This is a genomic window from Chryseobacterium vrystaatense (assembly GCF_000737765.1).
GTDB classification, from domain to species: domain Bacteria; phylum Bacteroidota; class Bacteroidia; order Flavobacteriales; family Weeksellaceae; genus Chryseobacterium; species Chryseobacterium vrystaatense.
The window spans coordinates 372,154-396,611 of the sequence record NZ_JPRI01000004.1 but is presented as its reverse complement, the minus strand read 5'-3'; the positions used below and the strand labels follow the sequence as shown (position 1 = coordinate 396,611).

Sequence of the window (24,458 nt, the reverse complement as noted above, 5' to 3'; positions counted from 1 at the left end):
TGTTTTTAGGTTATAGTTTTTTGATGTATTTATTTAAAAATGATTCATGTATTTCGTCGTTTTCAGTAATGATTAATTTTTCAAAGGCCAGCAGCGAAATTTTAGCACAGGCTTCTGCATCATCTCCGGCACGGTGATGGTTCAGGCTGATCTGGTGATGTTCTGCCAGATGTTTCAACCCATATTTAGGAAGATAATTCCATGATTTTTTGGCCAGCTGAATACTGCAAAGATAGTTGAGCTGTGGAGTAAACATACCATAATGTTGAAAGCAGCCTCTTAAAACCCCGGCATCAAAGCTGGCGTTATGGGCAATCATCAGAGTTCCGTACATCATTTCTTCAGCTTCATACCAAACTTCGTCAAAAGTTGGGGCATCTTTTACATCTTCAGGTTGTATTCCGTGAACATCAATATTGAATCTGCTGAAATAAGGAAAGCTCGGTGGTTTGATCAGCCAGGTCTTTGTTTCAACGATCTTAGAATCCTGTACAACACAAATACCCATTTCGCACGCTGAATTCTTCTCGTGAGTTGCTGTTTCAAAATCTATTGCGCAGAAATCCATTTTTTATGAGTGATTAATTAAAAATTATGAATAATAATGTTGGTCAGAGCGGTCTGTTTATTATAGGTAAAGCCCCAATAAAGGCCTATAAGTGATTCAGAGTTTAGAGTTTGATGTTTAAATTTATTTATAGCGTAAGTTATAAATTTTCCGGGATATCAAATGATACTAGACTTTCATTTCTTATGAGGAATATTATAGAACAACTTTATTTCACATATTGATATAAGAATTCGTGAAACATCCTCTATCTGCCTCCTAAAAAATGTTTAAAAATAAGCCATTTTGATTGGTAGAAATTGTCTTTCTGATAGTTTTGGCGAAGTTTCCAGGTTCCTGGAAGTTGTCCATAAAACCCGAAATGAGCTCGTACGACGGCCCAAAGATGTGGAAAACCGTGTTTAAAGCCAAAATAAATTCCCGCAACCCCATCTATGCACAGCCTGAAAAAAATCAATGCTATCAACTTAGGAAAAGGAAGGTTCTTCAGCATCATAGAAAGATTGTTTCTTATATTCAAATAAGTCTTCTGAGCACTTTGTTTATTGAGAGTTCCACCGCCTACATGATAGACTTTCGACTTTCCGGTATAGAATATTTTATTTCCGGAGTTGATTAACCTCCAGCAGAGATCAATCTCTTCCTGATGGGCAAAAAATCGTTCGTCAAAACCCTTCTGCTCCCAAAAATCCTTTGAGCGGATAAAAAAGCTGCATCCTGAAGCCCAGAAAATTTCCGTTTCATCATCATACTGTCCCTTATCTTCTTCCAGATTATCAAAAATCCGCCCACGACAGTAGGGATAACCCAAATTGTCGATCATGCCTCCGGCAGCACCAGCAAATTCAAAATAATTTTTATTGTTAAATGATAAAATCTTTGGCTGTATAGCTGCAATAGAAGTATCTTTCTCAAACAGCGCCAGTATCGGTTCTGTCCAATTTTCAGTAACTTCTACATCAGAGTTAAGAAGACAGTAAAATTCGTTTTTTATTTCTTTTAAACCCTCATTGTAACCACCTGCAAAACCGTAATTTCGGTCATTTACGATGATTTTCACTGTCGGAAAGTGAGTTTGTATAAATTCTACAGAATCATCAGAAGAAAGGTTATCAATGATGTAAATATCTGCATCTTGAGAAAAACTGACAACACTTGGAAGAAACTTTTCAAGCCAGCTTTTACCATTCCAGTTTAAGATAGCAACGGCTAATTTTTTCGGCATCAGATTTTATTTTTTTTCACCATCATAATTTTTAATGGAACTTTTATATTTCCATTTCCTATGTGACCACAAGTAGTTGTCCGGGTTTTTGTGCAGCGTATTTTCAAGAAGTTTATGGAACTTTTTTACCACTTCATGTTCTACGAATTTTTCACCGTCAGGATAAATCCGGTGGTAGTTCACTTGATAATAGCCCCGTTTTACTTTCTTCATTTCGCAGTAAATAAAAGCAAGGTCCATTCTCGTAGCCAGTTTGTCATACCCGATAAATGCAGGTGTTCTCTGGTTGAGAAACTCTAATCCATAATTAACATGGGCAACATGAGGGGTTTGATCTGCTACAAACATATAAGCGGATTCGCCATCACTTTTAGATCGGAAGATATTCATGATTACTTCATTGGCTTCCAGTGCTTCATTCCCAAATTTGTTCCTTACTTTCTTCATCTGGTTTTCCCAGAAGTCACTGTTAACCTTTCTGTACACCGGGTGGCAGTGTTTTTGAGGGATGATTTTTGCCAAAGCATTGATCCATTCCCAGTTAAAAACATGTCCTGCAAGCATGATAATATTCTTACCCTCAGCCTTAGCCTCATGAAAAACCTCCTGGTTGATATGCTGCATTCTGACTCTGGCCTCTGTTTCAGAAATACTGAAAGATTTGATCGTTTCTACAAGATAATCTGAGAAATTTAAGTAAAACTTCTTTCTTATGGTTCTGATTTCTTCTTCTGATTTTTCAGGAAAAGAATTTCGTAGATTCTGGGTAATAACGTTCTTTCGGTAGCCTACCAGATAGTAGTTTAAGAAGAACATAACGTCCGAAAAAATATACAATACTTTAAGCGGAAGTTTTGAAATGAAATATAATATTTTGATTAAGAAATTCATAAAACATGCAAATTTAGTGATAAAAAAATTATGGTTCTATTTTTGCTTGCAATAAGTATAAATTTTTTTTATTTTTATATTATGAAAAAATTGTCGATCATAGCCTTTTTGGGACTTAGTGTACTAGCTTTTTCTCAGAAAACCAAAAATGTTCCGGAAGGAAGGAAACAGGATAATACCCTTCTGGTAAAAGCTGACCATGCAGAACTGGATGCGAAGAAGAAAGCGGGTGAGGAAAAGGCAAAACTACCTAAGCCTTATAACCCGAAAGCTAATGCTGAAGCTGATATCAATAAACTTATTGCCCAGGCAAAAAAAGAAGGAAAGAATATAATGATCCAGGCCGGTGGAAACTGGTGTATCTGGTGTCTCCGTTTTAATAATTTTGTACAGACTACTCCTGAACTGAAGGAAACTGTAGATAAAAACTATCTGTATTATCACCTGAACTATTCTCCTGATAATGAGAATCCAAAAGTTTTTGCTAAATATATTAATATCAAAGAAAAGATGGGATATCCGTTTTTTATTGTTTTAGATAAAAATGGAAAACCAATTCATGTGTTGAAAGACAGTTCTGTTCTTGAAGAAGGAAAAGGATACAGCGCAGAGAAAGTAAAAGAGTTCTTTAATCAGTGGGCTCCAAAGTCATAAGATCAGAACCGGGAAATTTTCCCGGTTTTTTTATTTACAGCAATTTCCTGATCCAACTTAATTTTTTTTCGGAATAGGGAGGATATTTAATACTGGGTTCACCCCAGTTTGCTTTTTCTAAAATAGATTTCTGATGTGAAAAAGCATCAAAACCGAATTTACCGTGGTAATTTCCAATACCGGACGCTCCGACCCCTCCAAATGGCATACGCTCGTTACCTAAATGCATAATCACATCATTGATACATCCACCGCCAAAGGACAGTTTAGCCGTAAAAGCTTGTTTTTCTTCAGAATTCCTGGTGAACAGATAAGCTGCAAGAGGTTTTTCAAGCTCCAGAAGGGTATTAAGAACCAGGTTAAAATGGCTAAAACAAATAACGGGAAGTATAGGGCCAAATATTTCTTCCTGCATCACATCATCTTCCCAGTTGACATTATTTAAAAGGGTAGGCTCTATATATAGATTTTCTTCATCAGAATTTCCTCCAAAATATATTTTCTCTCTGTTGATAAGCTTTACCAAACGGTTGAAGTTCTTTCGGTTAATTATTTTGGTATACTGTTCGGAATCTGGGGTGTATTTAAATTCATTAATATACTTTCTAAGCATTTCCAGAAACTGTTCATGGACAGATTCGTCTACCAGTAGATAGTCCGGTGCCACACAGGTTTGTCCGGCATTCAGGAATTTTCCCCAGACAATTCTTTTGGCTGCTGTTTCCAGGTCAGCATCTTTGCTTACAATAGCCGGAGATTTTCCTCCTAATTCCAGAACGACAGGAGTTAAATTTTCTGCTGCTGCTCTGTAAACAATTTTTCCGACTTTTGTACTTCCTGTGAAAAATATTTTATCAAATTTGAAGCGTAAAAGTTCCGTGGTTTCATCAATACCCCCTTCGTAAACATACAGATATTCAGGAGGAAAATTCTCATTGATGAGTTTAGCCATTATCTTCATAGTATTTTCTGCTATTTCACTAGGTTTTAAAATGCAGCAGTTTCCTGCAGCCAGGGCAGCAATCATTGGAGATAAAGATAATTGATAAGGATAATTCCAGGCACCAATGACCAGAACGCAGCCTAAAGGTTCCGGATGAATGCTGCTGCTACCTATCTGATTAGCAAGATTGGTTGTAACTTTTTTGGGTTTTGTGAGGGCGTTTAAATTCTTCAGGTAATAATTAATATCATTAAGTACAAAAGAAATTTCCGTTGTGAAAGTATCGAATTTTGATTTGCCGAAATCCCGGTAAATGGCTTCACATAAAAGATTTTCATTCTTTATAATGATATCCCGAAGTTTTTCAAGATACATTTTCCTGAACTTGATATTTTTCGTCTGCTGAGTTTTGAAAAAAGTTTTCTGATGGGAGACAATTTCCTGAATTTTCATAAGATCAAATTTCAGGAAGTACAGCAAATTTTCGGCCTAAAAATTACATAATATTTCTCACTGCAATTTTTACGGGATGATAAAGTAATAAAGCGAATGCAGTAATCAAAGCAAGCCAGAACAGTCCGGTAAAAATTTCCATATTGGAAAGAAGAATCGACTGTGCTGTTATTTTAGCTTTAAATGCTCCTGCGGTCATAGATAAGGATTCATTGACCGGAAGCTTTGACAGGTGAGCTCCGAAAATATGATCCCACTGGCTATAGAAAACAGGATTGGTATTCGTCAGATTAAAACTTAAAGTATCAGAATGTTTTAACGTTAAAAACAGCATGAGGTTTTGCATCAGAGCATATCCGATTGCGGTAGTCCAGAAACGGGTTGTAGTTCCTAAGGCTGTCGCATTGGCGACATATTGCTCCGGCATTCCCGAAATCAGAAAGAAAACAAGAGGTGTAAACAGCAATCCCTGTGCAATTCCCTGAAGAAATAGAGGCGGACAGATGGTGGAAAGCGTAGTGTCGGGATAAAAAGTATAAGTGAACCAGGCACAATCAACTGCCAGAAGGAGAAACCCTGTAAAGAAAACGATTCTTGAAGAGATGCCCCGCATCAGACAGATTCCTGATAAAACAATGCCAACTAAGGTTCCTGCCACATTCCAGTATTGAATGTCGACAATATAATCCCACGGCCATTTCCATACTGTTGCCATAATGCTGTATACATTATTCAGCCCAGACCGGATCAGATAAAAAATAAAAAACAGGATCATCCCGGCAATGACATTTTTGGACCTGAAGACTTCAAAATGAAAGATAGGCCTTTTGGAATTTCTTTGTTTGAGCATGAATAATCCCCCTGAAATAAGAAATATGAAGAGGCACATGATAATGGTATCAGATTCAAACCACATCAGTCTTTTACCATAAATAATGGCATATCCACCAGACTGCAGACAAGCCCAAAGCAAGAACCAACTGGTGATGTCAAGCTGGTACAGAGGCATTTTAGGGAAAAATCTGTTCGTATTGAAAAGAGTAATCCCTATAATGAGAACAAAAACATGAAAATAGAGCATCATTAAAATCATATGCCGAAAATCATAGTTTTCAATGCTTGATTTTAATAAAGAAGTTGTTATTGTTCCACCGGTCAGCATGATCGTATACATAAAAAGATAAGCGATCACTTTTGCATGTTTGGTTTTTAGCTCAGCGATGATCAGCGGAAGAAAAATAGCACCTTCAAAAAGTCCGAAAATTCCCTCAAGAAAACGAATGACTAAAATGACCTGGTAATTATTCGTAACCGATAATACATACAGTATAATTACAGAAACCGAGGCCATCAAAAGGATATAATATTTGACACTGAAATACGCCAGAAACCTTTGTAGTACCAAAAGGGTAACCACAAATGTCCCATACATCAGGATCATTAAATACTGGATGTCATCTGAATCTACATCCATAAAAGAAGAAGTGAAGGCACTGTTGGAATGCAAGAGCGACAACAACATGAGGTGAGGGAAAAGGGCGAGTACCAGAAGGGGCAGTTTCAGCCATTGCGGTACCCATTTATGATAAACTGTATTGTGTTGCATTGTTGATGATGTATTGTGATAAGGAGGGAAATATTTTTAAGATAAATAAAAAGCGGAAGGACAAAAGAGCAGGGTGTAAAAAAAGTAAAAGGTAAATTGACAAATACTTACGAATCATTGTAAGCCTGTCGCTGCAACTCTGTCTTTCCGCTGAAAAAATCTAATGGGCTGTTTATTAAATCTGATACTATGCTTATTTAAAAATATAAGGATGTGATCATTATTACAGTATTCTTCTGCATTAACATCGTTCGGCTCTAATAACTCACACAGCCCTATATTCTCTAACATTCACACTACATCACTATATTTTTTTTGCGCTTACCAGAACATTCATTCCGGAAAGCAGTTTTTCGTTGTTCTGATTATTATCCAGGATAATCTTTACCGGAAATCTCTGCTCAATTTTGACAAAATTTCCTGTAGCATTATCTGGTTTTATAAGGGAAAACTGTGAACCCGAAGCCGGTGATATAGAAACCACTTTTCCTTTAAACTGAATATCAGGATAGGCATCAGCAGTGATGATGACTTCCTGCTTGGAGTCGATCTGGCCAAGTTGGGTTTCTTTATAATTGGCAATGATCCATTTCTCTTTGCTTACGATCTGTACCAAAGCCTGTCCTTCTTTGATCAGCTGTCCTTCCTGAATTGTTTTTTTTCCCACCCATCCGTCGTAAGGTGCTGTAATCACGGTATAGGATAGAAAAAGCTTAGCGTTATTCAGGCTTGCAGAACTCTGCTGGATCTGGCTTTTAACGGGAGCTACTTTAGTCTGTTGTTCACTGGCACCTGCTCTTACTGCATTCTTTTGCTGTTCCAGGGCTAAGAGATTGGCTTTGGCCTGTTCATAAGAAGCTTTTACATTTTCAAACTGCTGTTCTGTTGCAGCGTCTTCGGATACTAAGTTTTTATACCTCTTAAAATCCTGTTCTGTTCTCCAGATATCAATTTTGGCTGAAGCAATTTTAGCATCGATGATTTTTGAATCACTTTCTTTTGTGCTGACTCCGCTTTCTATCGTGGTGATATTTTCAGCATTGGCATGAAGTCCGGCTTCTGCCATTTTTACCTGGTTAACAAACTCCCTGTTATCTATGACGATCAATGTATCACCTTTGTGTACGAACTGATTTTCTTCAAACTGTATTGTTTTAATAAACCCTGAAACCTTACTGGAAACCGGAGTAATATACTGTTCGATCTGCGCATCGTTTGTTGTGACATTTTTTCTGGAGAAGAGATAGAAACTTACCATTCCTGTAATACCGCTTATAATAAGGATCCATGCCAGCAGTGTGATTGTCTTGTTGATTCTCTTTTCGTTTTGTGTCAGTTGTTTCTTTGCCATAGTTTTTATAAGTTTCCAATCGTGTACTGGAGTTGGTAATATTTTAATTGTCGGTTAATTTTTACAGAGATAAGATTGGATTCTGCTTCGAGATAGGCGTTGTCAGCATCAATAAGTTCTGTGATCAGACTTAATTTGTTTGCATACTTTGTTCTAACAATGCGGTAGTTTTCTTTAGCCTGTCCAATCGCTTCTTCGGCAATCTTCACCTTCTGGTCGGTTTCCTCAAACTTTTTGTAAGCCTCATACACGCTATGTCTTATGTTTTCCTCATTTTCCTCAATCTGAAGTTTAGCCAGATCGATATTCTCTTTGGCTTCCTGCATTTTATACTTGTTTTTATACAGGTTTTCGATAGGATAGGTAAGGTGTACGCCCAGCATTCCCAAACGGTAAGCATAAGGCTCCGGAGGAAAAAACATCATATTCGGATACTTGATGAAGTATTCTCCACCTGCTGTAATTTTTGGGAGATAATTCGCACGGGTAATTTTCCTGTCTAATTCCTTTAATGTTAAATTTTTGTGGGCCATTCCTACAGATTCATTCTTGCTTAAAGCGGTTTCTGTTAGTTCTTCGATATAAGGAATAACTGCTTTGTCTGAGATCAGATCTTGAGTATCTGCATGCATTTCCTGATTTTCGGGAAGAGACAAAATTGTTTTCAGTTGATGTTCTGCAATCTGAATATCATTATCAAGTTCCGTCCAGCTCATGGTATGGTTGGAAAGCTGTAAAGAGGTTCTGAGTACTTCATTTACTGTGACGACTCCATTGGCTTTTAATGCTTTGACTTGTTTGATATTCACAGAATCTTCCTTCATTTTATCAAGGATCAGACTTTGCTGCTCTTTTAGGTGATGAATCTGAAGAAAAGCTGTAATAATCTCCATTTTGAGCTGTCTCTCGTCCTGATGTGTTCTCAATGCTGATATTTCAGTGTCAATAGATGCTTTTTTTTCTGTATTTCTGATTTTTCCGCCCATATAAACAGGGATTGATGCAGAGAGTGTGAAATCATACATGCCGTTGATCACATCATATTTGGTAGCCTTATTAAAAAAACCATTTTGATGCTGAAAAAGATTTGTCACCTGACTGTAACTGGTATGGAATTCAATATCCGGAAGTTTCTCCATACCAAGGTCTTTTTCATGGGTAACAGACATTTCCTGTTTAAGGTGGCTGATGCGGATGTTCTTATTATTTTTTAAGCCGGTCTCTATAGCCTGGTGAAGACTGAGACGCTGGTAGTCGATCATTTGGGAGTGTAAAAAACTGCCTGTAAGCAGTAAGCACAACGCCATGCACTGATATCGGCAAGCGTTAAATATCATATTCATAATTTATTTAAAAGATTTTTGCTAAAATGATTTTGATGCCGCAAAGTTACGATGCATAGCGTCGGACCTTATTTGTGAAAACAGAAAAAGATTTGTTCATTTACGCCAATTTGAAATTTTCTTCTTACCTTTATTTAATGAATGACAGCCATTTTGGAGCAGTAGAAGAAGAAGATGCCGAATTTTATGTTTATAACGTGCTCACAGGTAACGTTACAACAGACATTCATCATCACAGTTCTGCTCAGCTAGTATATGCAGAGGGGGGAATAGTCCATGTTTTCACAGATCTCAAACACTGGTATCTTCCTGCAAGATGCTTTATGTGGATCCCTGCAGGAACACCGCATTATATTTTTTCTACAAGCCCAAAAGTAGATCTTTATAATTTTTACTTTAAAAAAGAAGAAAATGAAAGTGGCTTTTTTGATGAAATTAATATTTATTCAGTAAGTCATCTGCTTCGGGAAATGATTTTATACACCAAAGACTGGGATGGGAAAATCACAAAAAATGATCCTGTTAAATATTATTTTCTCAAAGCTTTAAAGGGAATTCTCCCCGAAAAAAGAGATAAAAAGCTGGCTTTCCCTGTTCAGCATCCCTTTCCAAAGGATGAAACCCTTCTTAAGATTGCCAAGTACATTCATGCTAACCTTGAAAAGCCTCTTACGATAGAATCTACAGCGAAAGAATTCGGAATGAGTACCAGAACCCTTTCCCGTAAATTTAAGGAAATTTTAGGCATGAATTACGTCCGTTTTTTACGTGCCTTAAGAATTACGCGTTCTTTGGAACTCATGTTGGAAAGTAAATACAATATGTATGAAATAGCGATGATGGTAGGGTACAACAGTCTTTCTTCTTTCAGCAATATCTTTAAAAAAGTAATTGGTGTACCGCCTACAGAGTATCAGCAGAAATTGAAAGGAAATCAATAGAGTGATTTGGAAGGCTTGAGAGGATAAGAAGTAGGGCAGTTTTTGTTTATAGAATAGATGATGCTCTAAAAAGACAAAAGAAAAACCACTTCAAATGAAGTGGTTTTTCTGTATATTGAGAAATTCAGCTTATTAAGCTTCTTCTTCAGTTTTAGGAGCTTCCTTCTTAACAGGAGCCGGAGCTGCTGGAGCAGGAGGTGCATCAGATACAATATCGAATTCGAAGTTGTATTCCACATTTCTGTGTAGTCTGATGTTTGCTGTAACTTTACCAGTTCTCTTGATAGTGTTACCAGGAATCTTGATATATTTCTTCTCAACAGAAACTCCAGCTTTAGCAAGAGCATCAGAAAGATCAGAATTGTTAATAGATCCGAATAATCTGTCACCAGAACCTACTTTTGCAGGGATCGTGATAGAAGTTTTCTTCAATTGATCTACTACACCGTTAGCAGCAGCAATTAATTTAGCTTCTTCTTCTTTTCTAGCTTCTAAAGTAGCCTCTAGAGCTGCTTTGTTTTTAGGAGTAGCTAAAAGAGCAATTCCTTGAGGAAGTAAGAAGTTTCTAGCATAACCAGGTTTTACGCTTACTGTATCAAACTCAAGTCCTAAGTTTTCTACGTCTTTTTTTAGGATGATATCCATTGTTGTTGTCCGTTTTTAGTTTTAGAGCAAAGAATCAAGAACAAAGAGTTAAAATATTACATATTTTTTATCCTGTAATTTTATCTTTTATCTAAAAATCGTTAGAATTAATTATTTATTCAGCAACAAAAGAAGAGGCAAGCCTCTTCTCTTATTTATTTTTTTGTCTTATTTCAATAAGTCAGCTACGTAAGGTAGTAAAGAAAGGTGTCTTGCTCTTTTGATAGCAGCAGAAACTTTTCTTTGGTATTTTAAAGAAGTTCCAGTGTATCTTCTTGGTAAGATCTTACCTTGCTCGTTTACAAACTGTAGTAAGAAATCAGCATCTTTGTAGTCAACGTGCTTAATTCCGTATTTTTTGAATCTACAATATTTCTTTTCAGATTTTGTATTGATATCAAGTGGAGTAAGGAATTTTACTTCAGATTCTCCTCCAGCAGAGGCTTGTTTAGCCATTTCGTCTATTGCCATGTCTTGTCTTTTTTAAAAAATAGGGTTAATAATTAAGCTCTAGCCGCTTTGATTTTAGTTCTTCTAGTTACAGCATACTCAACAGCGTGCTTGTCAAGTTTTGTAGTAAGGTAACGGATTACTCTTTCGTCACGTTTGAATGCTAATTCTAAATCAGCTACTACAGTACCTTCACCTTTAAACTCGATTAAAGTGTAGAATCCGTTCTTTTTTAATTGAATTGGATAAGCTAGTTTTTTTAATCCCCAGTTTTCTTTGGCAACGATTTCACAGTTCTTTTCTTTTAAAAGATCTTCAAATTTTTTCACTGCTTCCTCTACCTGAGCATCAGATAGAACGGGAGTTAAAATGAAAACAGTTTCGTAATTGTTCATAATGTTAAATGAATTTGTTAATTATTTCGAGGTGCAAAATTATAGAATATATTTGTAATATACAATAGTTGTATGAAATAGTTGGCAGTTATAAGCGGATGTTTTTGAATTTAAAGTTGTTAATTTAAAGTTGAAGGCTGAAGAAGCATTTTTTGATTGGTCATTTTTATCAAAATACTTTAAAAAACGAACAGCTGAAAACGAGCAGCAGAGCAATCATTAACTAAAGGAAACAAAGTAGATCTAATCCTTTTCTCTGATTTCCTTCAAAAAATTCACTTTGATCACATCATATAGAGAATGTCTGCTTACCAGAATAGAAGCAATAGATGATACCATTCCTGCCAGCATCAAGTGAAAAATCAAAGAGTGCCTGTCCGTCATTTCCAGTACAATGATAGCAGAAGTAAACGGGGCTCTTGTAATTCCGGTAAGAAATGCTACCATTCCTGCGAGAATAACCACATTGGTTTCGTTAGGCGTTAAATGGATAGCTCCTGAGATCACGGACCCTATGCTGGCACCGGCACTCAGAGCAGGAGCGAAAATTCCGCCTGCACCTCCTGACGTAAAAGAAAGGGCAGGACCAAGCATTCTGAGGATGGGAACATACCATTCTTCGTGCTTATCCTTGGTAAAGAGAACCCGTTCCATAATTTCCTTTCCTGATCCAAGAATTTCTCTGTTGATAAAATAGGCTATGGAAGCGATAAACAATGCACAGATCACCAGAAAAATAACATTGGCTTTGTTGGTTTTAAGGTTTCTTTTTTTCCATTCATTCATCTTAAGCATGGTTACAGAGAGCTGACTGGCCATAATCCCCGAAGTTCCCGCCACGAGAATAATAGGAAACATTACCAGTAAAGAAACATCATGTGTTTTGGGATATCCGAGATATAAATAAGATCCTGCTAAGGTCTGAGCCGTCAAACCGGCAATGATTACCGCTGTAAATAAAGCAGTCTTGAAATAGTTAATATGTGTTTTTGACAGTTCCTCAACAGCGAATACAATACCTCCCAGAGGAGTATTAAATGCCGCAGCAAGACCTGCTGCTGCGCCCGTCATGATCATGTTTTTCTTTGATATTTTCGGCCACCAGTGGGGAAGATATTCGTTAACTTTTCTGAACACTGAACCTGCAATCTGAATTGTTGGACCTTCCCGTCCTACAGCACCGCCGCCTATAACGAGAACAACGGATGAAAGAATTTTGAAAACAATAATCTTAAGGCTTAAAAGACTTCTGATCTTTGTATGTTCCTTTGGATTGGCAAGCTCTACAGCTGCCATAACCTGCGGAATACCACTTCCTTTAGCATTCGGAGCGAATTCTTTGACCAGCCACCAGGAAAGGACAAAGCCAATCGGAGCAATAATAAAGATCATCCAGGCATGCCAGTTCATTATGAAATGCAGCAGATGTTCTCCCCATGCAAATACCTTAGCATACATCACGGCAAAAAAGCCGGTAATCACAGAACCTATCCAAAAGGGAATAGCCTGAAGAAGATTGTTTTTCAGCTGTTCGTTCCGGATATTGTCAAAAGACTTTTTAACGCCTTTTCGGAGGAGGGAGAGTAATTTCAGCATGTGTTTGTTTTATAGAATGTAGAGTTGAGATTAGATTTCTTTTAAAAAGGCAGCTGTTATCAAGGCGTTGTTTACAGAAAGATCTTTAGGCAGGCCAAAGCTTAGCAGGTCATTTTTAACCGTTAGACTGAAGTCATCATCTGGAATTTCTTTAATTGCCTTTTTTCTGTTGGAGGTTAAAAATGCTAACGTTTTGTATGGGTCACTTCCCAAAACGTAGAAATCTTTAAAGCCTGAGTCCTGATTAAAATTAATATTAAAACTGTTGAAAATTCCTGCTATTTTATCGGCCAGCTTCTTTTTATTGATGGAGATAAAGCCAAAATTTTCATTTAATATTTTGAGTCCCCAGATCTGCAGGCTGTCATACTCACTGGTTGTACGCGCTCCCTTTGCCGTTGTTCCTTTTTTGCTTACTATAAAAAGATAGAAAGAAAACTGTTCATCCCTGTCCATTATGTAATAGCATATTTTTGGACTGATCAAAGGGTTCTCGTCGTCAGTTTTGAACTTATCATAGGGAGAGTCTTCCATGATTAATTCTTCTTCCCCTTTAGAGAAGTCAAATAGTTTAGCAGAATGTAGTTTTCTGAAATCCAGTTCCATTGATATATAGTATAGTCTGTTTTTTAAAGGTAAAATTATTTCATCAGAATTCCAACAACAAAAATTACAGTGAGTGAAAAGGGTAGCTGTTTATTCAATACAAAAAAAGCGAAGTAAATTGATGTCAAAATAAAAAAGCTTCCCAAAAGGAAGCTTTATATTGTATGTATTATAAGGGTCAGGCAAATCCAAAAAGAAAAATACCACCGATACCATAAATTAATAACAGAACTAAAATAAAAATAAGATTGATATTCCTTAGCGTGAACTTTTTCTTGTTCTGTAGAATCACTGCCTCTACGATAATAAAAAGAAGCCAAACTGCGTGAAAAACTGCCATAAGCATTAGCAATGCCAATCCATCCCAGCCTTTTGCGTCATTGATTACAATAGCAAAAGCGAGTGTTCCGATGATCATCACAGTGAGACGTATTAAAATATGACTTGCAGCGTTTTGATCAGCCGGTGGCCCCGTTTTTTTCTGTTCGTCTTCCCGCTTGATCTCAAACAGCTCTCTCAGTTCAGAGTTCATTCCTTTTGCTTATTGTATAGTTTTACAAAAAACTGCAATACCCCAACAAAAGCAATCAGGTTTAAAATACCAAATACTCTAAATAAGCTCATGGAGTAAAACTCAAAAAAACTGGCTATAATTTGTACAAGATCAATAAGGATAATAGTTCCTACTGAAATCATGGCAATTAATGTTGCGTTTTTCATGTTCTTATTTAGAGTATTGGTTTATGTTATTTTATATTTCTGTGTTCAGATCCCAGTTCTGAAGATAATCGTGAACGTGCTTAAGCATCATTCCGCCTAAAGATCCGTCTACCACTCTGTGGTCATAAGAGTGAGACATAAACATCAGCTGACGGATTGCAATCACATCACCATCTTTGGTTTCAAGTACGGCTGGTTTTTTTACAATTGCTCCAATTGCCAAAATAGCTACCTGCGGTTGAGGAATAATAGGAGTACCCATTAGGTTTCCAAAACTTCCTACGTTAGAAATCGTATAAGTAGCACCTTGGGTGTCTTCAGGTCTTAATTTTTTGTTTCTAGCTCTGTAGGCAAGATCGTTGATCGCTTTTGCCAAACCTGAAAGTGATAATTGGTCCGCATTTTTAATAACAGGAACGATAAGGTTTCCGTCTGGTAAAGCAGTGGCCATACCAATGTTGATATTTTTCTTCTTAATGATGTTTTCACCACTGATAGAAACATTGATCATTGGGAAATCCTGAATTGCTTTTACGATAGCTTTTACGAAAATCGGCATGAAAGTCAGTTTTTCACCTTCACGTTTTTCGAAAATATCTTTATGCTTGTTTCTCCATTTTACAACGTTGGTAACGTCTGTTTCGATGAAAGAAGTAACGTGTGGAGCAATGTGTTTTGCTTTTACCATGTTCTCAGCAATGATTTTTCTCATTCTGTCCATAGGAATGATCTCATCGCCTGCTGCTGTAGAAACTGTAGAGACAGGTGCTGAAACTGGAGTTTTTACTGCTGCCGGAGCTGCTTCCTGTACTGGAGCTGCCTGTTGAACCGGTTGGTTTCCTCTGTTGGAAACGTATGCTAATATATCTTCTTTTGTAATTCTACCTTCTAAGCCACTTCCTTTAATGGTCTTCAACTCAGATTCAGAGATGTTTTCCTGCTGTGCGATAGATTTTACAAGCGGAGACAGATAAAGATCTCCTGAAAATTCTACATTCGCTGCAGCCTGTAACGGCTCTTCAATAGTTTTTAAAGTTTCAGTGTCCGGAGCAGATGCCGGCGTTTCTGTTTTCACTTCCTCTGAAGCTGTATTTCCGCCTTCTCCTTCAATTTCTAAAATGGCAATGGCCTCGCCAACTTTAGCAACTTCGTCCTTTTGTTTCAGGATTTTTACAATTTTCCCCGAAACTGGTGTCGGAACGTCTGAATCTACCTTATCTGTTGCAATTTCAACTACGGAATCATCCTCTTTTACATTATCACCTTCATTGAATAACCAAGTGATAATTGTCGCTTCCATAACACCTTCTCCCATGGAAGGAAGCAATAATTTGTATTCTGCCATTTTTAATTTTTAGATTTTGACAAATATATAAAAAAAATCGGTTTTTTTATGAAATATATAATCTTAGACGAATTCAACATAAATATTCTCGCCTACATTGAGCCCAAACAGGCTTTTAGCCCCGTTTTTTTTACTCCCTTTGTAGATCGTAAGCTCCAAAAGCTGACTGTCATTGAAGATCGCTGCCGACTGTCCATGGAATTCTGTTTCCCTTTCCCAGTCTGAAACGACTTCCGTATGACTTGAAAAGACTCTTGAAAGTGTTAAATTTCTAAATTTTATCGTGAAACCTTCATTGCCTTTACCTGTACTTTCAAAAAAGTCTTTACTGATATTTGAGATTATATTTCCGAAATTATCAATATATGTAACTTCTCCAATGATCATCTTTTCAGATTCATTGAATACAGGTTTTGGGAAAAGAAGTTCTTTAGCCGAATCTATTTTCCGTCCAATTACCTCCGGAAGACCACCATTGGCTAAATGTACGGCAACAGGAACAAAAACATCCGTAGAAGTAAAATTTACGACATCATCAAAACGGCTGTTCAGTGTAATTTCGTAGATCGCTTCGGGTTTAATGTCAGAAAATATAAGACCTAAAAGCCCGTTATCTGCTGCCAGAAAATAATAACCATCAGCTTTGTACAGGATATTTTTTCTTGATTTGTGATAAAAACTGTCAACAGACAGAATGTGAATAGTCCCTTTGGGGAAATATTTATAAGCATTCCGGACGATATATGATGTCTGGATAAGGTTAAATGCCGGGATATCGTGGGTTATATCAATAATATTAACCTCAGAATTTAGAGAAAGAACTTTGCCTTTCACAGCGGCAACTCTGTAATCTAAATTTCCGAAATCCGAAGTAAGGGTAATAATTGACATGAATCTTTGTGTAGAATAAATAGTGTTTACTGCAAAGTTATTTAAAATAAAAACAAAGCCCCAAAAGATTGTGGAAAAGAATTGATATAAATTTGAAAAAAAGCTTTAATTTTAAGATCTAAACAAATAAAAATACTGCATGTTCGAATTAACATACGATTTGGAAGATGTCGATGTAAAGACCTTCTATGGCGTTAATAACCAATATTTCAACTTATTAAAATCAAGCTTCCCTACGCTTAAGATCACAGGACGGGATCATTTTATCTTCGCAATGGGTAATCAGGAGGCTTTAGATATATTTAAACTCAAACTGGATGATATTATAAAATTTATCTCTAAAAACAATTCTATTAGCCTGAAAGACGTTGAAAACGTCCTGAATATAAAGGATGAGAACGAGAAGCACTTGATTTTCGATCAGGATATTATTGTGAAGGGAGTGAATGGTAAGGTGATCAAAGCCAAAACCACGAATCTTAAGAAACTGGTAAAAGAAACCGAGAAAAAGGATATGGTGTTTGCCATTGGTCCTGCAGGAACGGGGAAAACATACACCAGTGTAGCCCTGGCAGCGAGAGCTTTGAGAGATAAGGAAGTGAAAAGAATCGTCCTTACAAGACCTGCTGTAGAAGCTGGAGAAAGTCTTGGTTTTCTGCCTGGAGATCTTAAAGAAAAGCTGGATCCGTATTTACAGCCGTTATATGATGCATTGAGAGATATGATCCCTCACGAAAAACTGGAGGGGTTTATGGAGAAGAAAGTCATTGAAGTCGCTCCTCTAGCTTTTATGAGAGGACGTACCCTTGACGATGCTTTTGTAATTCTTGATGAAGCACAGAACACCACCCATGCACAAATGAAAATGTTCCTGACCAGAATGGGGATGAATGCAAAGTTCATCATCACAGGGGATCCAACCCAGATCGATTTACCACCGAAACAACAGTCGGGACTAAAGGAGGCGATGAGAATTTTGAAAGACGTGAAAGAAATCGGTTTTGTACATCTTACAGAAGAAGATGTGGTAAGACATCCGGTAGTGAAAAAGATCATTTTAGCATACAATGAAGAAGATAAAAGACTGAAAGATTAAATTTTCATTTGCCTATACAGTATAATGCAACCTGTAATACGATGAGTTTTTTTTGTTAAAAGTTGTTAATTCCAAAAATAGTATTAGTTTTGCGGCAGATTAATTAAAAAAACTAATACAATGAAAAAACTTTTACTTGTTGCAGTAGCGGCAGTAGTAAGTGCTAATTTGACTGCTCAGGAAGTTAGATTCGGAGCGAAGGCTGGTTACTCACTTTCAACTTTAAAATTCAAAAACGGAAAAAATTCTGAAACAACAGATCCTTCCCATACTTTTTATGTAGGAGGTTTGGTTGAATATAAGATCAGCGATAAGTTTGGTTTGCAGGGAGAAATTTTATACTCTCAATTAGGAGGTAAAGTTTCCAAAAGTGTAAAGGATCAGGATAATGACTATTTCAAAATTCAGAATAAAATGATTTTTGGAACATTAATGGTTCCTGTTTCTGCTAAATATTTTATTACAGAAGGATTATCAGTTTCTGCAGGTGCAAGTTTTGGATATATTCTTACTGCAAAATCTAAAACTGTTACTGATTTAGGTTTAGGAGGAATAATCCCTGGATTTGAACTTGAAGGTAATGACGAAACAGATATTAAGGATCAAACGAATAAACTGAACATTGCGCCTTTCCTTGGAGCTGAATATATGTTGGAAAACGGATTGTTCTTTGATGCCAGATACAATATGGGAGTTTCTAATTTAGCTAAAAACCCTATTGATGGAGAGAAAACAACGAACAGCTTTTTACAGGTTGGTGTTGGTTTTAAATTCGGAGGAAACTAGTTCCATTGGAACTTCATTAAAGATATAAAGCGGGACAAGAATTTTGTCCCGCTTTTTTATTGTTTTTACGAATGTGTATCGTTAACTTTATGTTAATAATGAAAATAATTATTAATTTTGTGGTATCAATTAAACTATTTAAATAATGAAAAAGCTATTTTTACTAGGTGCTTTCGCGCTGTTAGGTGGTGCGGCACACGCGCAGGAAGGGTTTAAGCTGGGAGGTCACATCGGTATTCCGGTGGGTGATGCCGGTGATGCATCTTCATTTACATTAGGAGTAGATGCTGCCTATATGTGGAATATTACAAAAGGACTAGACCTTGGGGTTACAACAGGATATTCTCATTTCTTCGGAAAGGATAATTTTGACGATTTCGGATTTATTCCTGTAGCAGTTTCAGGAAAATACAAATTTTCAGGAGCTCCTATCTTTGTAGGTCTGGATCTTGGATACGGAATTTCTGTAAAAGATGGAGTAGACGGAGGTTTCTACGCACAGCCTAAATTTGGATACCAGATGGCTAAAGGTGAACTGTATTTAGGATACCAGACGATCAGCAACAGACGTGATTATGGATGGTATACTTCCAGCTGGAACGTAGGTGCCGTTAATATAGGCTACAACTTCTTCCTTAAATAAGGATATATTAAGAATACAATATCAAACTCCGGCTTTAGAGCTGGAGTTTTTTATTTGAATACGAATGAATATCTGATATGATTAGGTATTTCAGATAAATCAATCCATTTGATGATTGACAGATAGAAAATTTATCTTAATTTATAAATATTTGCTTCACTTTAAGACTAAAGCCTTAAATATTAACGTTTTATACTGTTTTTCGCTGTTGATAATTATAAATAATAAAGAATTTATAAGAAAATGATAAATTCAAAAGAGTAAGTATATTTCGATCCCATTGAACAATTATAGTTTTTTTATTCCAAATATTGTGAAAAAAACAAAACATTACTATTAATACGTTTTAATTTAGGAAATCACTAAAAATAGGCAATGATATTAATCACGTTAACAAATTTTAATATTAGCCGGACCCACTGTAAATTTGCCCTCAGAAAGTATTAAAATTATTATAAAATGAAAAAATTAGTATTAGCTGGTGCAATTGCACTTTTCGGTCTATCAAATGCTCAAATTGCTAAAGGTACTGTATATGTATCAGGTCAGTTAGGATTTTCTCAGGAAAGCAACAACAATACAGATAAAAAAGTATCTGAAATCAATATCATTCCAACAGTAGGATATTTTGTAAACACTAACCTTGCTGTAGGTGTAGGTGTTGGTTACAAAAACGCAAAAACAACAACTGAAGTAAACACTACTAACACTTTCGGTAACATCACAACTGCAACAGTAGGAACAACAAAAGATATCAACAACGCTATCGTAGTTGAGCCTTTCGTTAGAAAATACTGGACTTTAAGTGATAAATTGTATATCTTCGGTCAGTTATCAGTTCCTATGGAATTTGGTAGCGGTAAAGATAAAGTTGAAACTACTACAACTGTATCTTCTTCTACAGGTGTTCCAGCAACTACAACTACTACAACTTCTACTAGTATTGATAAAGCAAAATCTACTTCTATCGGTGTTGCTGTTAAGCCAGGTTTAGATTATTTCTTAAACAAAAACTGGACTATCGAAGCTACTATCGGTGAATTCGGTTACAACAACTTTAAATATAACACAGATGGTGCTAAAAGTGTTGATAACTACAATTTCGGATTGAACTTATCTTCAGTTACTATCGGTGTTAAATATGTTTTTTCTAAATAATTAGAAAACATTTAAGACAATACAGAAGCCCTGAAATTTATTTTGGGGCTTTTTTTATCTTTAAAAATTAAATTTTAGAATAAATAATAATCATGAAAAAAATCTTATTAGCATCCGCTCTTGCTTTATTTACAGGAATGAATGCGCAGACAACCTTTGGAGTAAAAGCAGGTTATGCATCATCAAAACTAAACTCTAATGAGGGTGATCTTCAATTGGGAGGAATTGAAGGTAAGTTGAAATCAAAATCCGGGTTTTATGTAGGAGCTTTGGTGGAACATAAATTGAATAGTAAGTTTGCTGTTCAGGGCGAAGTACAATATGCGAACTTAGGAGGAAAAGCAGAAGTTTCATTGCCTGGTGGTATTACGGTGACTGAAAAATTTAATTTCAACAGAATTGTAATTCCTGTATCGGCAAGATATTATGCAACTCCGGAGTTGGGCATTTATGCAGGTCCTTATATGAGTTTTAAAGCCAATACGACTGTAAAAATGAAGGTGAGTGGAGCAGCATCTAATCCACAGGGGGTCAATGCAGGAGAAGAATATCTTGAAAAAGCTTTCAATGATAATTTAAAATCTACAGATTTTGGACTTTTCTTTGGTGCTGATTATAATGTGTACAAAGGATTGTTCGTAGATGCACGTTACAGTTTTGGACTGACTAATATGATTAAAGATCCTGTAAATGACGAGAAAATGAAGATGAACTTCTTCCAGCTCGGATTAGGATACAAGTTTAAATAAAAACAAAAAACTCTCAGAATTTCTGAGAGTTTTTTTATGTCTTGTGGGGTTTAAACACTGTTATTTTCCCATCATTCCGCCCATACCCGGCATATTCGGCATTTTGCTCATCATCTGCATCATCTGTTTTCCCTGAGGTCCCTGCATCATCTTCATCATTTTACCCATCTGTTCAAACTGCTTCATAAGCTGATTCACATCTTCAATTTTTCTTCCTGCACCTTTTGCAATTCTTTGCTTTCTCTGAGAGTTAATAATAGAAGGTCTTCTTCTTTCGTCAGGAGTCATAGAGTAGATGATCGCTTCAATATGTTTGAAAGCATCATCACTGATCTCAACATCCTTGATTGCTTTTCCAACCCCGGGAATCATTCCCATAAGGTCTTTCATATTACCCATTTTCTTGATCTGGTTGATCTGCTTCAGGAAGTCATCAAAACCAAATTCATTTTTAGCGATCTTTTTGTGTAGTTTTTTGGCTTCTTCTTCATCAAACTGCTCCTGAGCTCTTTCTACTAAGGAAACCACGTCACCCATTCCTAAGATCCTGTCTGCCATTCTTTCCGGATAGAAAAGATCTAAAGCTTCCATTTTCTCACCGGTAGAGATGAATTTGATTGGCTTTTCCACTACAGAACGGATGGTTAAAGCAGCACCCCCTCGTGTATCACCATCTAACTTCGTTAGAACAACACCGTCAAAGTTCAGTGCGTCGTTGAATGCTTTGGCTGTATTTACAGCATCCTGACCTGTCATAGAGTCCACTACAAACAAAGTCTCCTGAGGCTTGATGAAGTAATGTACCGATTTGATTTCGTTCATCATCTGCTCGTCAATGGCAAGACGTCCTGCTGTATCAACGATTACCACATCATGGCCGTTTGCTTTTGCAAAAGCGATGGCATTTTCAGCAATAGTAGAAGGGTTGGTGGAACCTTCCTCTGTAAATACCGGAACTCCGATCTGTCCACCCAATACCTTAAGCTGGTCAATCGCTGCCGGACGGTAAACGTCACAGGCAACCAATAAAGGTTTTTTAGTTCTTTTTGTCTTTAAAAAATGAGCCAGTTTCCCTGAGAAGGTGGTTTTACCTGAACCCTGAAGACCTGCAATAAGGATCACAGTAGGCTTTCCTGAAAGATTGATTCCTTCCTGAGAACCTCCCATCAGGTCGACTAATTCGTCATGAACGATTTTCGTCATTAACTGTCCAGGGGTAAGGGAGGTAAGAACATTCTGTCCTAAAGCTTTATCCTGAACTCTTTTTGTAAGATCTTTTGCAACTTTATAGTTAACATCGGCATCTACCAGCGCTCTACGGATTTCCTTTACGGTTTCCGCTACGTTGATTTCGGTGATCTTTCCGCGTCCGGAAATATTATGTAGAGCCTTATCTAATTTATCCTGTAAACTATTAAACATATTTATTGTAAATTATAGGTTTGCAAAAATAAGGAATTTTTAGCATATCCAAAGTGTTCGGGGACGTAATATTATATATATAGAAAAAATGATAAAAATCAAATCGTATGAAAATACGATAGAAAAAGTCTATTTTTGCGATCAGTTAAAATAAACCTTCCTATTTATAGAGGTTGAAAATAAGTTTATAATGAAATTAAATCCTAATATCCTGGTAACGGTATTATTCTTTTTAACATTTCTGATTCATTTTTCCCTTTGGAAATTTGTTTTTCACTTAGATGAGATTATTATTGTTAAATTTTATCTTTTTTTAAGTGTAATGTTTATGCTGATGATTACAATGATTGTTTTAATTAATAGAGTAGCACCTGAATTTTTAGGACTGTCTGTGATTGGTCTGATCCTTTTAAAATTCGGTTTAATGTACTTAATTAGGAAGAAATTGAACTTTGAAGTGATTCCAGGGTATAAATTTCATTTTATAATACCTTATTTTGTCCTGACGACGCTACTTACATACTATGCGATTAAGCTGATTAATCATGACAAAAAACAGTAAAATTATTTATTGAAAATAGAAAAAATATTATATTTTTGCACAACGAAAAAAACCTATCAATGTTTAAGAAATTCGCAGTTTTATTCTACAGTATTTTTGTATTAAATTTAGTGTCTGCACAGCACGGCGAGGCTGCTGCTGGAACAGCTCCTGCACAAGAGCTTTCGGAAAAAGACAAAGCAAGTAAAGAAAACAAAGAGTTCATCGATCATCACTTGTTGGATGCTCACGACTTCACATTGATGGTAGACAAAGACGGTCACCACATCGGTTTCCCTCTTCCGGTTATTTTCTATGACAACGGATTCCATGCTTTTATGAGCAACAGTAAAGAAGGGTTTATGCACGGTGAAACAACTGAAGTAGATGGTTCTTATTATAAACTGCACCACGAGAAAATATTCAAAACGGATGCAGCGGGAACTTTAACACTTGGTGAAGATGGTTTTCCTACTAACGAGAGACCTTTAGATCTATCTATTACAAAAAGCGTACTTATTCTTTTATTAGTATCAATCTTTATGTTGGTATTATTTGCTGGAATGGCTAAATCTTATAAGAAATCAGTAGTTCCTACCGGAGCAGCAAGATTCTTAGAGCCGTTAATCATTTTCGTAAGAGACGAAGTAGCAATCCCGAACATCGGTCATAAATACAAAAGATTTATGGGGTATCTGTTAACCGTATTCTTCTTTATCTTATTCCTTAACGTATTAGGATTGATGCCTTTCGGAATCAATGTTACGGGAAATATTACCCTGACGTTTTTCCTTGCTATCCTTACTTATTTAATCACTACATTCTCTGCTAATAAAGATTATTGGAAGCACATCTTCTGGATGCCGGGAGTACCTGTGCCAATGAAACTGATCATGTTGCCAATCGAATTGTTAGGAACTATTACTAAGCCTTTCGCATTGATGATCCGTCTTTTTGCTAACATGACTGCAGGACACATCGTAGTAATGAGTTTGATCGGATTGATCTATGTATTTAAGAACTTCGCAGCTGGTGTTGCATTCCCGTTCTTAACACTAGTAATCTATTTATTGGAAGTATTGGTTGCATTTCTACAGGCTTATATCTTTACAATGTTATCAGCTCTGTTTATCGGAATGGCGGTACAGGAGCACGAGCACGAACATCATGCTGCTCACTAATTGGAATTATAAATTAAAGTAAAACAAATTTTTTAAAATTATATATTATGGAAATCCCTAAAATTGTAGGTGCTGGTATCGTAGTACTAGGTGTTGGTATTGGTCTTGGTAAAATCGGAGCTGCTGCTCTTGAGGCTATCGCTAGACAACCTGAGCAATCTGGAAAAATCCAAACAGCTATGCTTATCGCTGCTGCACTTGTTGAAGGTGTTGCGTTTGCTGCTCTATTCGCAGTAAACTAATTAAAATCAAACCATTA

At 36.4% G+C, this 24,458-nt stretch carries 26 protein-coding genes; 9 read left to right on the top strand and 17 right to left on the bottom strand.

From position 1 onward, the window contains the following. Positions 1-10: 10 nt before the first annotated feature. From IW16_RS13910 to IW16_RS13900, 3 genes are all read right to left on the bottom strand, one after another. A complete protein-coding gene (locus IW16_RS13910; RefSeq protein ID WP_034745209.1) occupies positions 11-568 on the bottom strand; it encodes a 3'-5' exonuclease in 558 nt (185 codons plus the stop codon). 247 nt (positions 569-815) lie between these two features. Continuing rightward, entirely contained in the window at positions 816-1,793 is a 978-nt protein-coding gene (locus IW16_RS13905; RefSeq protein ID WP_034745203.1) for a glycosyltransferase family 2 protein, read from the bottom strand. A 6-nt stretch (positions 1,794-1,799) separates the two neighbouring features. Beyond that, a complete protein-coding gene (locus IW16_RS13900; protein ID WP_034745201.1) occupies positions 1,800-2,684 on the bottom strand; it encodes a lysophospholipid acyltransferase family protein in 885 nt (294 codons plus the stop codon). An 81-nt stretch (positions 2,685-2,765) separates the two neighbouring features. Here IW16_RS13900 and IW16_RS13895 point away from each other — a divergent pair, with 81 nt between their 5' ends. After that, positions 2,766-3,338 (top strand): thioredoxin family protein, encoded by a 573-nt coding sequence (locus IW16_RS13895; RefSeq protein WP_034745199.1) that lies wholly within the window; start codon positions 2,766-2,768, stop codon positions 3,336-3,338. Positions 3,339-3,372: 34 nt separating this feature from the next. On the opposite strand, the gene IW16_RS13890 is transcribed toward IW16_RS13895, so the two are convergent. The 4 genes from IW16_RS13890 to IW16_RS13875 all read right to left on the bottom strand — a co-directional run bounded on the left by IW16_RS13890 (position 3,373) and on the right by IW16_RS13875 (position 9,028). Continuing rightward, a complete protein-coding gene (locus IW16_RS13890) occupies positions 3,373-4,734 on the bottom strand; it encodes an aldehyde dehydrogenase (protein ID WP_034745197.1) in 1,362 nt (453 codons plus the stop codon). A gap of 43 nt (positions 4,735-4,777) precedes the next feature. Continuing rightward, positions 4,778-6,340 (bottom strand): MFS transporter, encoded by a 1,563-nt coding sequence (locus IW16_RS13885; RefSeq protein WP_131327894.1) that lies wholly within the window; start codon positions 6,338-6,340, stop codon positions 4,778-4,780. Positions 6,341-6,644: 304 nt separating this feature from the next. Continuing rightward, the gene (locus IW16_RS13880; protein WP_034745193.1) at positions 6,645-7,691 is read right to left on the bottom strand and encodes an HlyD family secretion protein; all 1,047 of its coding nucleotides are present in this window, start codon (positions 7,689-7,691) and stop codon (positions 6,645-6,647) included. A gap of 5 nt (positions 7,692-7,696) precedes the next feature. After that, the gene (locus IW16_RS13875) at positions 7,697-9,028 is read right to left on the bottom strand and encodes a TolC family protein (protein ID WP_228376941.1); all 1,332 of its coding nucleotides are present in this window, start codon (positions 9,026-9,028) and stop codon (positions 7,697-7,699) included. 143 nt (positions 9,029-9,171) lie between these two features. On the opposite strand from IW16_RS13875, the gene IW16_RS13870 reads away from it, so the two are divergent. Next, positions 9,172-9,975: a helix-turn-helix domain-containing protein gene (locus tag IW16_RS13870; RefSeq protein WP_034745190.1), complete on the top strand. Its 804-nt coding sequence runs from the start codon at positions 9,172-9,174 to the stop codon at positions 9,973-9,975. Between the two features lie 132 nt (positions 9,976-10,107). Here the strand turns inward: IW16_RS13870 and rplI are convergent, their stop codons facing one another. From rplI to IW16_RS13825, 9 genes are all read right to left on the bottom strand, one after another. Then, on the bottom strand, positions 10,108-10,620 hold the full coding sequence (gene rplI / locus IW16_RS13865; protein WP_034745188.1) for a 50S ribosomal protein L9: 513 nt from the start codon (positions 10,618-10,620) through the stop codon (positions 10,108-10,110). A 168-nt stretch (positions 10,621-10,788) separates the two neighbouring features. After that, the gene (gene rpsR / locus IW16_RS13860) at positions 10,789-11,091 is read right to left on the bottom strand and encodes a 30S ribosomal protein S18 (RefSeq protein ID WP_034706728.1); all 303 of its coding nucleotides are present in this window, start codon (positions 11,089-11,091) and stop codon (positions 10,789-10,791) included. Between the two features lie 32 nt (positions 11,092-11,123). Further along, positions 11,124-11,465, bottom strand: coding sequence for a 30S ribosomal protein S6 (rpsF, locus tag IW16_RS13855; protein ID WP_034706729.1), 342 nt, complete (start codon positions 11,463-11,465; stop codon positions 11,124-11,126). A gap of 243 nt (positions 11,466-11,708) precedes the next feature. After that, entirely contained in the window at positions 11,709-13,061 is a 1,353-nt protein-coding gene (locus IW16_RS13850) for a chloride channel protein (RefSeq protein WP_034745186.1), read from the bottom strand. A 30-nt stretch (positions 13,062-13,091) separates the two neighbouring features. After that, positions 13,092-13,667, bottom strand: a complete 576-nt coding sequence (locus IW16_RS13845; RefSeq protein WP_034745184.1) for a hypothetical protein — start codon at positions 13,665-13,667, stop codon at positions 13,092-13,094. A 178-nt stretch (positions 13,668-13,845) separates the two neighbouring features. Next, a complete protein-coding gene (locus IW16_RS13840) occupies positions 13,846-14,199 on the bottom strand; it encodes a hypothetical protein (RefSeq protein ID WP_034745182.1) in 354 nt (117 codons plus the stop codon). Further along, positions 14,196-14,387: a hypothetical protein gene (locus IW16_RS13835; protein WP_034745180.1), complete on the bottom strand. Its 192-nt coding sequence runs from the start codon at positions 14,385-14,387 to the stop codon at positions 14,196-14,198. The genes IW16_RS13840 and IW16_RS13835 overlap by 4 nt, the downstream gene beginning before the upstream one ends. Positions 14,388-14,418: 31 nt before the next feature. Continuing rightward, the gene (locus tag IW16_RS13830; RefSeq protein WP_034745178.1) at positions 14,419-15,732 is read right to left on the bottom strand and encodes a dihydrolipoamide acetyltransferase family protein; all 1,314 of its coding nucleotides are present in this window, start codon (positions 15,730-15,732) and stop codon (positions 14,419-14,421) included. A 63-nt stretch (positions 15,733-15,795) separates the two neighbouring features. After that, positions 15,796-16,623, bottom strand: a complete 828-nt coding sequence (locus tag IW16_RS13825; RefSeq protein WP_034745176.1) for an SAM hydrolase/SAM-dependent halogenase family protein — start codon at positions 16,621-16,623, stop codon at positions 15,796-15,798. 139 nt (positions 16,624-16,762) lie between these two features. On the opposite strand from IW16_RS13825, the gene IW16_RS13820 reads away from it, so the two are divergent. The 5 genes from IW16_RS13820 (at position 16,763) to IW16_RS13800 (ending at position 21,055) form a co-directional block, all read left to right on the top strand. After that, a complete protein-coding gene (locus IW16_RS13820; protein WP_034745175.1) occupies positions 16,763-17,719 on the top strand; it encodes a PhoH family protein in 957 nt (318 codons plus the stop codon). Between the two features lie 120 nt (positions 17,720-17,839). After that, positions 17,840-18,505 carry a porin family protein gene (locus tag IW16_RS13815; protein ID WP_034745174.1) on the top strand — a complete coding sequence of 222 codons (666 nt, stop codon included), beginning with the start codon at positions 17,840-17,842 and terminating at the stop codon, positions 18,503-18,505. A 145-nt stretch (positions 18,506-18,650) separates the two neighbouring features. After that, positions 18,651-19,148 carry a hypothetical protein gene (locus IW16_RS13810; protein WP_034745172.1) on the top strand — a complete coding sequence of 166 codons (498 nt, stop codon included), beginning with the start codon at positions 18,651-18,653 and terminating at the stop codon, positions 19,146-19,148. Between the two features lie 459 nt (positions 19,149-19,607). After that, on the top strand, positions 19,608-20,306 hold the full coding sequence (locus IW16_RS13805; protein WP_034745170.1) for an outer membrane beta-barrel protein: 699 nt from the start codon (positions 19,608-19,610) through the stop codon (positions 20,304-20,306). Between the two features lie 92 nt (positions 20,307-20,398). Further along, positions 20,399-21,055 carry a porin family protein gene (locus IW16_RS13800; RefSeq protein ID WP_034745168.1) on the top strand — a complete coding sequence of 219 codons (657 nt, stop codon included), beginning with the start codon at positions 20,399-20,401 and terminating at the stop codon, positions 21,053-21,055. A gap of 60 nt (positions 21,056-21,115) precedes the next feature. Here the strand turns inward: IW16_RS13800 and ffh are convergent, their stop codons facing one another. Continuing rightward, positions 21,116-22,477, bottom strand: coding sequence for a signal recognition particle protein (gene ffh / locus IW16_RS13795; protein ID WP_034745166.1), 1,362 nt, complete (start codon positions 22,475-22,477; stop codon positions 21,116-21,118). Positions 22,478-23,098: 621 nt separating this feature from the next. Between ffh and atpB the strand changes: the two genes are divergently transcribed. Further along, a complete protein-coding gene (gene atpB, locus IW16_RS13785; protein ID WP_034745162.1) occupies positions 23,099-24,199 on the top strand; it encodes a F0F1 ATP synthase subunit A in 1,101 nt (366 codons plus the stop codon). A gap of 47 nt (positions 24,200-24,246) precedes the next feature. Beyond that, positions 24,247-24,441, top strand: a complete 195-nt coding sequence (gene atpE / locus IW16_RS13780) for an ATP synthase F0 subunit C (RefSeq protein WP_002979108.1) — start codon at positions 24,247-24,249, stop codon at positions 24,439-24,441. The last annotated feature ends 17 nt before the right edge of the window (positions 24,442-24,458 follow it).